Below are 13367 nucleotides of genomic sequence, written 5' to 3' on the forward strand. Positions count from 1 at the left end.
AATGGCAAAAAGAAAAGCCAAGCAGCTGTTGATCGTAGACGGCTACAATATCATCGGTGCCTGGCCAGAGCTGCGCGTTTTGAAGGATCAGGAACGGATGGCTGAGGCGCGCGATCTGTTAATCTCCCAAATGGCAGAGTACCAAAGCTACACCGGGACAAAAGTGATTATCGTGTTCGACGCGTACAACGTCCCGGGTATCGGTCGGCAGATGGAAGACTTTCTGGTTGAAATTTATTTTACGAAGAAAAAGGAGACGGCTGACGAGAAAATTGAACAGCTTGTCTCCGAATTTAACCAAAAAAATCGACAAATTTATGTAGCGACTTCTGACTACACATCCCAACGTGTTATTTTTGGACAGGGAGCCTTGCGCAAATCCGCGAGGGAGTTATTGCTGGACATGGAAAACGCAGGCAAGGAAATCAAGCAACAGGTTCAAAAAACGCATGAAGAACGCTTCTCCAAACGGGTTGTGCTGAATGACGAAATAGCGAAAATATTCGAAAAATGGAGAAGGGAATAACTTGGATTCGGTTGACGCTTTTTTATGGCATCATGTATAATAGCGTCATCTATGGAGAAACCGGTTGGCGGAGGGATCATTTGTGAGCGTTGACCTCAAGGAGTTAAAACATGCCCAATATGAACTAATGACCGACGAAGAAGTAGTCGACCTGGTTCGCGATAATGATGCCGAAGCTCTGGAGTATTTGATCAACAAATACAAGAACTTTGTGCGTGCCAAAGCGAGATCCTATTTTCTTATTGGGGCTGACCGCGAAGACATTGTACAAGAAGGCATGATTGGTCTGTACAAGTCCATTCGCGACTTCAGAGGCGACAAGCTCACGTCGTTCAAGGCATTTGCCGAGCTTTGCATTACCCGTCAAATCATCACGGCGATCAAAACGGCGACCAGGCAGAAGCACATTCCGCTCAATTCGTACGTTTCGCTGGACAAGCCTATTTACGACGAGGATTCTGACCGTACGCTGCTTGATGTGATTTCTGGAACTAAAGTAACCGATCCCGAAGAGCTGTTCATCAATCGCGAAGAGTTTGATGACATCGAAGGGAAAATGAGTGAAATTTTAAGTGATTTGGAGCGGCAGGTGCTGATGCTCTATTTGGATGGACGATCCTATCAGCAAATTGCCGTTGAGCTAAAGCGCCATGTCAAATCTATCGATAATGCGTTGCAACGCGTCAAGCGCAAGCTGGAACGCTATCTGGAAGGCAGAGAGATTCATCTGTAAAACAGGGAATCTCTTTTTGTTTTTTCGCGTCATTGGGGCCAAAAAGCTTTGTACATAACGAGACTTCGGGTGAATATGGAAGCAAAAGCCCTTCTTTTTGTCAAGTCATTTTGTTTGACATGGGTATTTCGGTATGATAAATTTATTTAGGTAGCCATAGACTCTTATCTCTCTGTTCTATGGTTACTTTGATGAATGAAATGGTCAGGAAAAAGTAGCGGTTTTCCCGTACTATTTGTCATTGAGTACATTTAACGAATAGCAGGTTTGAAATGAGATGGAGGTGGCAATAAATGCGAGTAAACATCACGTTGGCGTGCACCGAGTGTGGCGAGCGTAACTATATCTCCACAAAAAACAAGCGAACCACTACTGAACGTGTTGAGCTGAAAAAGTATTGCTCCCGTGACAAGAAGCAAACCCTTCATCGCGAGACGAAGTAATGGTTGATGCGACGAAGTCAGGGGGTGGCAAAGTGGGTTTTTTAGCACGAATCGGAGCCAGTTTTCGCCGTACCGGTGATTTCTTTGGCGACGTAATGTCCGAACTAAAGAAAGTCCGTTGGCCGAACCGCAAGGAATTGACCACGTATACGCTGGTTGTTCTCATTACGGTTGTGCTTCTGGCAATATTCTTCTTCGTCGTTGATTTGGGAATCTCGCGCTTGATCGATTTGATTCTAGGAAAGTAATTTTGCAAGTCTTAGGAGGGACGGACGGTTAACGTCCTGGTGGATATGGAAAAAGCATGGTATGTCGTTCATACGTACTCAGGTTACGAAAACAAGGTTAAGACGAACCTGGAGAAGCGCGTCGAGTCGATGGGCATGGAAGACAAGATCTTTCGCGTTCTCGTTCCCACTGAGGAAGAAGTGGAGACTAAGGATGGCAAAAAGCGCACCGTCACGAAAAAGGTTTTTCCTGGATACGTCCTTGTTGAAATGGTGATGACGGACGACTCTTGGTATGTCGTGCGAAACACTCCTGGGGTTACCGGCTTTGTCGGATCCACGGGCGCTGGCTCTAAGCCGACAGCGCTGCGTCCTGAAGAGGCCGATACGATTCTCAAGCAAATGGGGATCGAAATTCCCAAGATCAGAGTCGATTTTGCTCTCCGCGATATGGTGCGCGTCACAGATGGTCCATTTTCTAATCGCACCGGGGAGATTATCGAGATTTACCCGGACAGACAGAAGGTTCGCGTATTGGTGGACATCTTCGGTCGCGAAACACCGGTGGAGCTAGACTTTACACAAGTTCAAAAATTGGATTAGGATTCAACTTGAAAAGTATCGCGCTATGTGGTACATTTCATTTTGTTTTAACAATCCCACAACAATATCTGGGGTTTCTTGCACTCTCACTATAGATCGAAAGTCTTTTACGAGACTTTCTTAATAAGGTGGGAGGGGGCATTCCCCCGTAATAACCACATGTGAAGTAAGGAGGTGTCTTACGTGGCTAAGAAGGTTATCCGCGTAATTAAATTACAAATCCCAGCAGGTAAAGCGAATCCTGCACCTCCAGTAGGTCCGGCACTCGGTCAAGCTGGTGTAAACATCATGGGGTTCTGTAAAGAATTCAATGCACGTACAGAAAGCGAAGTTGGCATGATCATTCCGGTGGAAATCACCGTGTTTGAAGACCGCTCTTTCACTTTTATTACAAAAACTCCTCCAGCTGCAGTTCTGTTGAAGAAAGCTGCTGGTATCGAGTCCGGATCCGGCGTACCGAACAAAACAAAAGTTGCTACGCTGAAACGTGATAAAGTTCGCGAAATCGCTGAACTGAAACGTCCTGACCTGAATGCTGCATCCGTGGAAGCGGCTATGCGCATGGTGGAAGGTACTGCACGTTCCATGGGTATCGTAATCGAAGACTAATTGTCTTGAGTGCAAGGGGGCACAGACGTTGTGCCCCCCTGTCTGTGGGAGGATTAACCGCTACGACCACATTGAAGGGAGATTTAAATCATGGCAAAAAAAGGTAAGAAATATCAAGAGGCTGTAAAGCTCGTTGATAAAAACAAAGTATACGAAGTAGTTGAAGGCATTGAGCTGGTTAAAAAAGCAGCTACTGCTAAATTCGACGAAACAGTTGAAGCAGCATTCCGTTTGGGTGTAGACCCTAAACGTGCTGACCAACAAATCCGTGGCGCTGTAGTACTGCCACACGGTACTGGTAAAGTACAACGCGTTCTCGTATTCGCTAAAGGCGAAAAAGCAAAAGAAGCAGAAGCTGCTGGCGCTGACTTCGTAGGCGATGCAGACATGATCGCGAAAATTCAAGGTGGCTGGTTCGACTTTGACGTCGTAGTAGCTACTCCTGACATGATGGGTGAAGTAGGTAAATTGGGTCGTGTACTCGGTCCAAAAGGCCTGATGCCAAACCCTAAAACCGGAACTGTTACTTTCGACGTAACAAAAGCGGTTAACGAAATCAAAGCAGGTAAAATTGAGTATCGCGTAGACAAAGCAGGTAACATCCACGCTCCTATCGGAAAAGCATCCTTCGATGCTGATAAGCTGGCTGAGAACCTGGCAGCTCTGACTGAAGCACTGAACCGTGCGAAACCAGCTGCGGCTAAAGGCGTTTACATGAAAAATGTAACCCTGAGCTCCACTATGGGTCCTGGCGTACGCGTAGCTGTAAAATAATGACACTTGACTTCCTTTTGGGAAGTTGTTAAGATAGTCCCTGTTGATGAAAAGAATATGCCGTAGACAGAAGGTGCGGTACTTGCGAGAGTAACGCTTAATATCCCTCCGAGGCGTGTAATGTACGAAAGAGGAAACATTGATTTCCTTTGACGATAGAGCATTATGCCCTCGTGATGTCTGCGAGGGCATTCTTCATTTTCTAGGATTAGAGCACGGGAGGTGTAAACAATGGCAGAAATTCGTCCAACCGTTATTCGTGAAGAGAAAGTACAAGCGATCAACGAAATCGCAGCCAAGCTCCGCGAGAGCCAAACCACAGTGGTGGCTGACTACCGCGGTCTGACTGTAGCCCAAGTTACCGAGCTCCGCAAACAACTGCGTGAAGCTGGTGTTGAGTTCCAGGTGTTGAAAAACTCCCTGACTCGTCTGGCTACTGAAAAAGAAAGCTTGACTGAACTGGATCAATATCTGACTGGCCCGAACGCTTTGGCGTTCTCCAAAGACGATATCATCGCTCCAGCGAAAGTTATTGCTGAATTCGCGAAGAAAAACGACAAGCTGGAAATCAAGGGTGGCGTGATCGAGGGCAAAGTAGTTGGTGCTGAACAAATTCATGCACTGGCAACTCTTCCTTCCCGCGAAGGTCTCTTGTCCATGCTTCTCTCCGTCCTGCAAGCTCCAATGCGCAACGTTGCACTGGCAGTCAAAGCAGTGGCCGAGCAAAAAGAAGGTCAAGGCGCTTAATCGTCTGATCGGCTGATGTTTCAATAAAACTATCCATTGAATGGAGGATTTCAAAATGTCTAAAGAGCAAATCTTGGAAGCCATCAAAGGCATGTCCGTTCTCGAATTGAACGACTTGGTAAAAGCAATTGAAGAAGAATTCGGTGTAACTGCTGCTGCTCCTGTAGCTGTAGTTGCTGGTGGCGCTGCTGAAGCTGCTGCTGAGCAAACTGAGTTCACTGTAAACCTGGTAAGCGGCGGAGCTTCCAAAATCAACGTTATTAAAGTTGTTCGCGAGCTGACTGGTCTGGGTCTGAAAGAAGCAAAAGACCTGGTAGACAACGCTCCAAAAACACTCAAAGAGGGCGTTTCCAAAGACGAAGCAGAAGCTCTCAAAGCAAAACTCGAAGAAGCTGGCGCACAAGTAGAAGTGAAGTAAGTTAGCTTTCTTTAGAAATTCCCCTTGCCTGCGGCAGGGGGTTTTTCTGTAAGAGGACGGCGAGTTTTTTTCAATCGATGAGGAAGGGTGAATCACACGTGGGAGATCACTATTACACCAGTCAACCGGGAACGGCGCATGACGAACAGCAATTTTCGTTTGTGCTTCGCGGGAGGGAGCTTCGCTTCACCACTGACGCCGGTGTTTTTTCCCGGGACCGGATTGATTTTGGCAGTGTATTGCTCATCGAAAACATGGAGATCGGCAGTCACGCTCGGGTTTTGGATGTGGGGTGCGGCTACGGGCCGATTGGCTTGACGGCTGCCACGCTGGCTGACCAGGGAAAAGTGACGATGATCGATGTGAACGAGCGTGCGGTTGACCTGGCTCGTCGGAATGCCGAAAGAAACGGAATCAAAAATATCGAAGTGCGGGTCAGTGATGTTTACAGTGCCGTGCAAGGTGAGCAGTACGACGTCATTTTGACCAATCCGCCGATTCGGGCGGGCAAAGAAATTGTACATCGCATTTTTACTGAAGGACATGAGCTGCTCGTTGAAGGTGGAGAGATGTGGGTAGTCATTCAGAAAAAGCAAGGCGCCCCGTCTGCATTGAAAAAGCTGCAAGAAACCTACCGTGAAGTGATAGAAGTGGATCGGGAAAAGGGCTACTCCATTTTTCGCGCAATCAAATAGTCAAGCGACAATCATTAGAAAACTTTTCTTGACGTGAATATTTGATTGTGGTAGCATTATAAAATGTCAATATGGGATAAATGTCTATTTTTCAGTAATTCCCTGTTTGTCAAGCGTTTCTACTTTTTTCCTGAAAGAGGAATGTTTGTGTAAAAACATGGGAATTCTTTTAAAATAGAGTTTCTCTGGGTTAAAAATGGTTGATGCTGCTTTAACCCATTTTTATTTTAAGGTGTTCGCCTGCAATTGCAAGATTGCCGAATGCCAAGTTTCTATGTGTGAAAACACAACCTGAGGGGTGAATAAGTTGGCAGGTAAAGTGATTCAAAGTGGCCGACACCGCCAGCGTCGTACGTATTCACGTATTAACGAAGTGCTGGGCCTTCCAAATCTCATCGAGATTCAGCAAAAGTCCTACCAATGGTTCCTTGATGAGGGGCTCCGTGAGATGTTCCAAGACATTTCGCCAATCCAGGACTTCACTGGCAATCTCGTGCTGGAGTTTATCGACTACAGCTTGGGAGAGCCAAAGTACGATGTTGACGAGTCGAAAGAACGTGACGTCACCTATGCGGCGCCTCTGCGTGTGAAGGTACGTTTGTTGAACAAAGAGACGGGAGAAGTGAAGGAACAAGAAGTCTTCATGGGGGATTTCCCGCTCATGACCGAAACGGGAACCTTCATTATTAATGGTGCTGAGCGCGTAATCGTCAGCCAGCTTGTTCGTTCCCCCAGTGTATATTACAACACCAAAGTGGACAAAAACGGCAAGCAGACGTTTACAGCTACGGTAATCCCGAACCGGGGTGCGTGGCTGGAGCTGGAGACCGATGCGAAAGACGTAATTTATGTCCGCATCGACCGTACGCGAAAAATCCCGGTAACGGTTCTTTTGCGTGCACTGGGCTTCGGTTCCGACATCGAGATTCTCAACTTGCTGGGTGAAGATGAGTACATCAAGAACACGCTGGAAAAAGACAACACCGACTCTACGGAAAAAGCGCTGATCGAGATTTACGAGCGCCTTCGTCCGGGTGAGCCGCCAACAGTCGAAAACGCGAAGAGCCTCTTGATCTCTCGTTTCTTCGATCCAAAACGTTACGACCTGGCTTCTGTAGGTCGCTACAAGATGAACAAAAAGCTTCATCTGAAAAACCGTCTGTACAACCAACGCTTGGCTGAAACATTGGTCGATACCAAAACCGGCGAAATTTTTGCCGAGGCGGGACAAATGATTGACCGCCGCGTACTGGATCGCATTGTGCCTGCGTTGGAAACCAACATTGGTTTCCTTGATGTTCGTACGCATGGCGGCGTTTTGGAAGAAGAGACGATTCATCTGCAATCCATTAATATTTTCTCTCCGATTGAAGATGGCAAGATCATCAAAGTCATCGGAAACGGAAATGTGGATAAATCCTTCAAGCATATTACGCCGGCGGATATCGTTTCGGCGATCAACTATTTCATGAACCTGCTTCATGGCGTTGGTTCCACTGACGATATTGACCACTTGGGCAACCGTCGTCTCCGTTCCGTGGGTGAGCTTTTGCAGAACCAGTTCCGTATCGGTTTGTCCCGTATGGAGCGCGTGGTTCGCGAGCGTATGTCCATTCAGGATCAGAACCAAATCACGCCGCAGGCTCTGATTAACATCCGTCCTGTTATTGCGTCGCTGAAAGAGTTCTTCGGAAGCTCCCAGCTGTCTCAGTTTATGGACCAAACAAACCCATTGGCTGAGCTGACGCACAAACGCCGTCTGTCCGCTCTCGGACCTGGTGGTTTGACGCGTGAGCGCGCGGGCTTTGAAGTGCGCGACGTTCACCACTCTCACTACGGTCGTATGTGTCCAATTGAGACGCCAGAGGGACCAAACATCGGTTTGATCAACTCGCTGTCGTCCTTTGCGCGCATTAACGACTACGGCTTCATTGAAACGCCACGCCGCAAGGTAGACCCGGAAACAGGCTTTGTGCTGAGGGACATCGTCTATCTGACTGCGGATGAAGAGGATGTTTTCAACGTGGCGCAGGCGAACCAGCCTCTCGATGATGATGGACGCTTCGTGAACGACATGGTTATCTGCCGTCGTAAAGGCGAGATCTTGAGCGTGCCTCGCGACAAGGTAGACTTCATGGACGTATCGCCTAAGCAAGTTGTATCCGTTGCGACGGCGCTCATTCCGTTCCTTGAGAACGATGACGCGAACCGCGCGCTGATGGGTTCAAACATGCAGCGGCAGGCCGTTCCGCTTTTGATTCCACAAGCACCGTTCGTCGGTACGGGTATGGAGCACAAAGCAGCGCAAGACTCCGGTGTGGCGATCGTTGCCAAGCATCCGGGTCAAGTTGAGCGTGTAACGGCTCGCGAAATCTGGATTCGCCGCTATAAAGAAATCGACGGCAAGAAAGTTGCTGGCGATATCGACAAATACAAAATGCACAAGTTCATCCGTTCCAACCAGGGAACCTGCATCAACCAGCGTCCGATCGTAAGCCGCGGAGACTGGATTGAAAAAGGCGACATCATTGGTGACGGTCCTTCCACCGAAAAAGGTGAATTGGCATTGGGTCGTAACGTAATCGTCGCGTTTATGACGTGGGAAGGTTACAACTACGAGGATGCGATTCTCCTGAGTGAGAAGCTTGTGAAGGATGACGTTTATACGTCGATCCATATTGAAGAATACGAGTCCGAAGCTCGCGACACCAAGCTGGGCCCAGAAGAGATCACCCGCGATATTCCAAACGTCGGGGAAGACGCTCTGAAAAACCTGGATGAGCGCGGTATTATCCGCGTCGGCGCTGAGATTCAAGACGGCGACATTCTCGTTGGTAAAGTAACGCCAAAAGGGGTTACCGAGCTGACTGCGGAAGAACGCCTCTTGCACGCCATTTTCGGGGAAAAAGCCCGTGAAGTTCGCGATACATCCCTGCGCGTACCGCATGGTGGTTCCGGTATTATCGTAGACGTGAAAGTATTTACGCGTGAGAACGGCGACGAGCTGCCTCCAGGCGTGAATCAACTGGTTCGTGTCTACATCGCCCAAAAACGGAAAATCTCCGTGGGTGACAAGATGGCCGGACGACATGGTAACAAAGGGGTTATTGCCCGGATCATGCCAGAAGAGGATATGCCATTCCTCCCAGACGGCTCTCCTGTTGAAATCGTACTGAACCCGTTGGGCGTACCTTCCCGTATGAACATCGGTCAGGTATTGGAGACTCACTTGGGTATGGCAGCGAAGCTTCTCGGCATCCATGTGGCGACACCTGTATTCGACGGTGCCCGTCAGGCAGAAGTATTCGAGACTTTGGAAGAGGCTGGCCTCGACCGTGATGGTAAAACCATCTTGTACGATGGACGTACAGGTGAACCGTTCGATCGTCGTGTAACGGTCGGATGCGTATACATGCTGAAACTGGCTCACTTGGTAGATGACAAGATTCACGCCCGTTCTACCGGTCCATACTCTCTCGTTACTCAACAGCCATTGGGTGGTAAAGCTCAATTCGGCGGACAGCGTTTCGGGGAGATGGAGGTTTGGGCATTGGAAGCTTACGGTGCAGCCTACACCTTGCAGGAAATTCTCACCGTCAAGTCGGATGACGTCGTGGGTCGCGTGAAGACGTACGAAGCGATTGTCAAAGGTGAAAACGTGCCAGAGCCAGGTGTTCCTGAATCGTTCAAGGTTCTGATCAAGGAACTGCAAAGCTTGGGTATGGACGTGAAAATCCTGTCCGGCGACGAGCAGGAGATTGAAATGCGTGAAATGGAAGATGAGGATGAAGGCAACGGTGAAAAACTGAACCTCGTTCTCGAAGGTGGAAGCTTGAACGACGAGTAAGATTCCGGTACAAAGGGAGGTAACGCCCTGTGATAGACGTGAACAACTTCGAATATATGAAGATCGGCTTGGCTTCCCCCGATAAGATCCGTTCGTGGTCTTTCGGGGAAGTGAAAAAGCCAGAGACGATCAACTACCGCACACTGAAACCGGAAAAAGACGGCTTGTTCTGCGAACGCATCTTTGGACCGACCAAAGACTGGGAGTGCCATTGCGGTAAGTACAAGCGTGTACGTTATAAAGGTGTAGTGTGCGACCGTTGCGGCGTGGAAGTGACCCGCGCCAAAGTACGGCGTGAGCGCATGGGGCATATTGAACTGGCTGCCCCAGTTTCTCACATCTGGTATTTCAAAGGGATTCCAAGCCGCATGGGCTTGGTGCTCGACATGTCCCCGCGTTCCCTGGAAGAAGTTATTTACTTCGCTTCTTATGTAGTAACTGATCCAGGTGATACACCACTCGATAAAAAGCAGCTGCTCTCGGAAAAAGAGTACCGCAACTATCGTGAGAAGTACGGCCACTCTTTCCAAGCGATGATGGGAGCTGAGGCGATCAAACGCCTGCTCGCGGAAATCGATCTGGACAAAGATGTGGAAACGTTGAAAGAAGACCTGAAAACAGCACAAGGCCAACGTCGCAACCGTGCGATCAAACGTCTGGAAGTGCTTGAGGCATTCCGCAACTCCGGAAACCACCCGGATTGGATGGTTCTGGACGTACTGCCGGTAATCCCGCCAGAGCTTCGCCCAATGGTTCAACTCGATGGTGGACGTTTTGCCACTTCCGACTTGAATGACCTGTACCGTCGCGTAATCAACCGGAATAACCGTCTGAAGCGCCTGCTTGAACTGGGTGCTCCTGACATTATCGTACAAAACGAAAAACGGATGCTGCAGGAAGCAGTAGACGCACTTATCGACAACGGTCGTCGCGGCCGTCCGGTAACTGGACCAGGTAACCGTCCGCTGAAATCTCTCAGCCACATGCTGAAAGGTAAACAAGGACGTTTCCGCCAAAACTTGCTCGGTAAGCGCGTTGACTACTCCGGTCGTTCCGTTATCGTTGTAGGACCTAATCTGAAGATGTACCAGTGCGGTTTGCCAAAAGAAATGGCATTGGAACTCTTCAAACCGTTCGTGATGAAAGAGCTCGTTTCCAAAGGACTCGCTCATAACATCAAGAGCGCCAAACGCAAGGTAGAGCGCGTTCAGCCTGAAGTATGGGACGTTCTCGAAGACGTGATTCGCGAGCATCCGGTGCTTCTGAACCGTGCCCCCACCTTGCACCGTCTGGGTATCCAGGCTTTCGAACCAGTATTGGTTGAAGGCCGTGCGATCCGTTTGCACCCGCTCGTTTGTACAGCGTACAACGCCGACTTCGACGGTGACCAAATGGCGGTTCACGTTCCGTTGTCCGCAGAGGCGCAGGCAGAAGCCCGTATCCTCATGCTGGCAGCGCAAAACATCTTGAACCCGAAAGACGGTAAACCAGTAGTAACGCCATCCCAGGACATGGTGCTTGGTTCTTACTATCTGACACTGGAACGTGAAGGCGACAAAGGCGAGGGTACGATCTATCGCGATCCTCATGATGCGATCGCTGCTTACCAGCAAGGCTTCATCAGCTTGCATACGCGCATCGTTTTGCCAGCGAGACGCCTGAACAAAACCAGCTTTACTGAACGCCAACAGAACGCGCTCATCGTAACGACAGTAGGGAAAGTGATCTTCAACGAGATCTTCCCTCCAGATTTGCCGTTCATCAACGTTCCGACCAAATCGAACCTGCAAAACATGGTTCCTGACGAATACTTTATTTTTGACAAAGGTACCAACGTAACCGAGTTTGTGCGCAACCTGCCAGATCCGGGTGCAGTGAAAAAAGGCTTCCTGGGAACGATCATTTCCGAGTGCTTCCGTCGCTTCGGCACGATGAAAACTTCCATGATTCTCGACAGAATCAAAGAGCTTGGCTTCACGTACTCCACTAAAGCGGGTATCACAATCGCGGTAGCGGACATTGCCGTACCTGGCAAGAAGAAAGACATCCTCGATGAAGCGGATCAAAAGGTTGCAACTGTCATGACGCAGTTCCGCCGTGGTCTGATTACTGAGGATGAGCGTTATGACCGCGTTATCTCCATCTGGTCCAAAGCCAAGGATGAGGTAACCGAGGTACTCATGAAGTCCATGGATAAGTTCAATGCGATCTTCATGATGGCGAACTCCGGTGCCCGCGGTAACGTATCCCAGATCACTCAGCTCGCTGGTATGCGCGGTCTGATGGCGAACCCATCCGGTCGAATCATCGAGTTGCCGATCAAATCCAACTTCCGTGAAGGTCTGACTGTATTGGAGTACTTTATCTCCACGCACGGTGCGCGGAAAGGTCTCGCCGATACGGCGCTGCGTACTGCGGACTCGGGTTACTTGACCCGTCGTCTCGTAGACGTTGCCCAAGACGTGATCGTCCGCGAAAAAGATTGCGGTACAGATAAAGGTATTCGTGTTACAGCGATCAAGGATGGCCGTGAAGAAATCGAGAAGCTGTCTGACCGTCTGGTTGGACGTACATGCTTCGAGACACTCCGCCACCCGGAAACAAAAGAAGTCATCATCGGCCGCAACGAGGAAATTTCCGAAGAGGTTGCCGAGTATATCGAAAAAGTGGGCATCACAAGTGTCTACATCCGTAACGTACTTGCTTGCCGCACCAGCCATGGTGTCTGCAAACTTTGCTACGGACGCAACCTGGCAACAGGAGCCGAAGTGGAAGTTGGGGAAGCGGTTGGTATTATTGCCGCTCAGTCCATTGGTGAGCCGGGTACCCAGCTGACCATGCGTACCTTCCATACCGGTGGGGTTGCGGGAGACGATATTACCCAAGGTTTGCCGCGTATTCAAGAGTTGTTCGAAGCGCGCAATCCGAAAGGTCAAGCCGTTATTTCTGAAATCGACGGGGAAGTTGTCGACATTCGTGAAGGTAAAGACCGTCGTGAAATCGAAGTTCGCGGTGAAGCGGAAAACAAAGTGTACGCTGCTCCATACGGCTCGCGCATCAAAGTATCTGTTGGTGTCAAGCTGAGCGCTGGTGACGAGCTCACGGAAGGTTCCGTCGACCCGAAAGAAATGCTCAAAGTTCGCGGCATGCGCGGCGTTTCCAACTACATTTTGCAAGAGGTACAAAAAGTTTACCGCATGCAGGGTGTAGAAATTAACGACAAGCACGTTGAGGTTATGATCCGTCAGATGCTCCGCAAGCTGCGCGTCATCGACAGCGGAGATACAGACCTCTTGCCAGGCTCCTATGTGGAAGTTCCTGAGTTTGAGCAAGCGAACGCAAAAGTTCTCATCGAAGGCAAAAATCCAGCAGTGGGTCGTCCGGTTCTTTTGGGGATTACAAAAGCATCCCTGGAAACCGACTCCTTCCTGTCGGCGGCTTCCTTCCAGGAGACAACGCGCGTTCTCACAGACGCAGCGATCAAAGGAAAAGTGGATCGCCTGCTCGGTCTGAAAGAAAACGTGATTATCGGGAAACTTGTTCCGGCAGGTACCGGTATGTCTCGCTATCGCAATGTAAAAGTAGCAAGTCAGGTTGATTACGAAGCAGAACTCGAAGCTCTCAAAGCTGAGCAAGAAGCGGTTTCTGTAGAGTAATTGTGGGGGTGGCGTCCGCCAGATTTTGGCGGGCGCCTTCCTGAATAAAAAATATGAGTTGGGCGTTGACAACAGCGAACCCACCTGAT

The 13367-nt window shown here is 49.4% G+C and carries 12 protein-coding genes and 1 other annotated feature; all 12 genes read left to right on the forward strand.

The window, feature by feature from the left end; genetic code table 11:
- Position 1: 1 nt before the first annotated feature.
- The gene (locus M2298_RS26700; RefSeq protein WP_122966810.1) at positions 2-526 is read left to right on the forward strand and encodes an NYN domain-containing protein; all 525 of its coding nucleotides are present in this window, start codon (positions 2-4) and stop codon (positions 524-526) included.
- 82 nt (positions 527-608) lie between these two features.
- Complete coding sequence (sigH, locus tag M2298_RS26705; RefSeq protein WP_005828894.1) at positions 609-1259, forward strand: RNA polymerase sporulation sigma factor SigH; 651 nt, start codon at positions 609-611, stop codon at positions 1257-1259.
- 293 nt (positions 1260-1552) lie between these two features.
- Entirely contained in the window at positions 1553-1702 is a 150-nt protein-coding gene (rpmG, locus tag M2298_RS26710) for a 50S ribosomal protein L33 (protein ID WP_003392018.1), read from the forward strand.
- The gene (gene secE, locus M2298_RS26715; RefSeq protein WP_063231123.1) at positions 1702-1950 is read left to right on the forward strand and encodes a preprotein translocase subunit SecE; all 249 of its coding nucleotides are present in this window, start codon (positions 1702-1704) and stop codon (positions 1948-1950) included. Before rpmG ends, secE begins: the two co-directional genes overlap by 1 nt.
- A 45-nt stretch (positions 1951-1995) precedes the next feature.
- The gene (gene nusG, locus M2298_RS26720) at positions 1996-2532 is read left to right on the forward strand and encodes a transcription termination/antitermination protein NusG (RefSeq protein WP_063231122.1); all 537 of its coding nucleotides are present in this window, start codon (positions 1996-1998) and stop codon (positions 2530-2532) included.
- Positions 2533-2715: 183 nt separating this feature from the next.
- Positions 2716-3141: a 50S ribosomal protein L11 gene (rplK, locus tag M2298_RS26725; protein WP_005828886.1), complete on the forward strand. Its 426-nt coding sequence runs from the start codon at positions 2716-2718 to the stop codon at positions 3139-3141.
- Between the two features lie 90 nt (positions 3142-3231).
- A complete protein-coding gene (rplA, locus tag M2298_RS26730; protein WP_122966809.1) occupies positions 3232-3915 on the forward strand; it encodes a 50S ribosomal protein L1 in 684 nt (227 codons plus the stop codon).
- Between the two features lie 42 nt (positions 3916-3957).
- Positions 3958-4122, forward strand: a sequence feature (ribosomal protein L10 leader region).
- Between the two features lie 24 nt (positions 4123-4146).
- Positions 4147-4662, forward strand: coding sequence for a 50S ribosomal protein L10 (gene rplJ / locus M2298_RS26735; RefSeq protein ID WP_063231120.1), 516 nt, complete (start codon positions 4147-4149; stop codon positions 4660-4662).
- Between the two features lie 55 nt (positions 4663-4717).
- Entirely contained in the window at positions 4718-5080 is a 363-nt protein-coding gene (rplL, locus tag M2298_RS26740) for a 50S ribosomal protein L7/L12 (protein ID WP_063231119.1), read from the forward strand.
- Positions 5081-5178: 98 nt separating this feature from the next.
- Complete coding sequence (locus M2298_RS26745) at positions 5179-5775, forward strand: class I SAM-dependent methyltransferase (protein WP_122966808.1); 597 nt, start codon at positions 5179-5181, stop codon at positions 5773-5775.
- A 307-nt stretch (positions 5776-6082) separates the two neighbouring features.
- On the forward strand, positions 6083-9622 hold the full coding sequence (gene rpoB / locus M2298_RS26750; protein WP_122966807.1) for a DNA-directed RNA polymerase subunit beta: 3540 nt from the start codon (positions 6083-6085) through the stop codon (positions 9620-9622).
- A 29-nt stretch (positions 9623-9651) separates the two neighbouring features.
- A complete protein-coding gene (rpoC, locus tag M2298_RS26755; protein ID WP_063231116.1) occupies positions 9652-13278 on the forward strand; it encodes a DNA-directed RNA polymerase subunit beta' in 3627 nt (1208 codons plus the stop codon).
- The last annotated feature ends 89 nt before the right edge of the window (positions 13279-13367 follow it).

Source organism: Brevibacillus sp. 1238 (assembly GCF_029892995.1).
GTDB classification, from domain to species: Bacteria; Bacillota; Bacilli; order Brevibacillales; family Brevibacillaceae; genus Brevibacillus; species Brevibacillus parabrevis.

What these genes read in the sequence shown, in the direction of transcription:
- secE (WP_063231123.1), top strand. Translation starts at nt 1,702, where the DNA reads ATGGTTGATGCGACGAAGTCAGGGGGTGGCAAAGTGGGTTTTTTAGCA.
- rplL (WP_063231119.1), top strand. Translation starts at nt 4,718, where the DNA reads ATGTCTAAAGAGCAAATCTTGGAAGCCATCAAAGGCATGTCCGTTCTC.
- rplA (WP_122966809.1), top strand. Translation starts at nt 3,232, where the DNA reads ATGGCAAAAAAAGGTAAGAAATATCAAGAGGCTGTAAAGCTCGTTGAT.
- rpmG (WP_003392018.1), top strand. Translation starts at nt 1,553, where the DNA reads ATGCGAGTAAACATCACGTTGGCGTGCACCGAGTGTGGCGAGCGTAAC.
- M2298_RS26700 (WP_122966810.1), top strand. Translation starts at nt 2, where the DNA reads ATGGCAAAAAGAAAAGCCAAGCAGCTGTTGATCGTAGACGGCTACAAT.
- rplJ (WP_063231120.1), top strand. Translation starts at nt 4,147, where the DNA reads ATGGCAGAAATTCGTCCAACCGTTATTCGTGAAGAGAAAGTACAAGCG.
- nusG (WP_063231122.1), top strand. Translation starts at nt 1,996, where the DNA reads ATGGAAAAAGCATGGTATGTCGTTCATACGTACTCAGGTTACGAAAAC.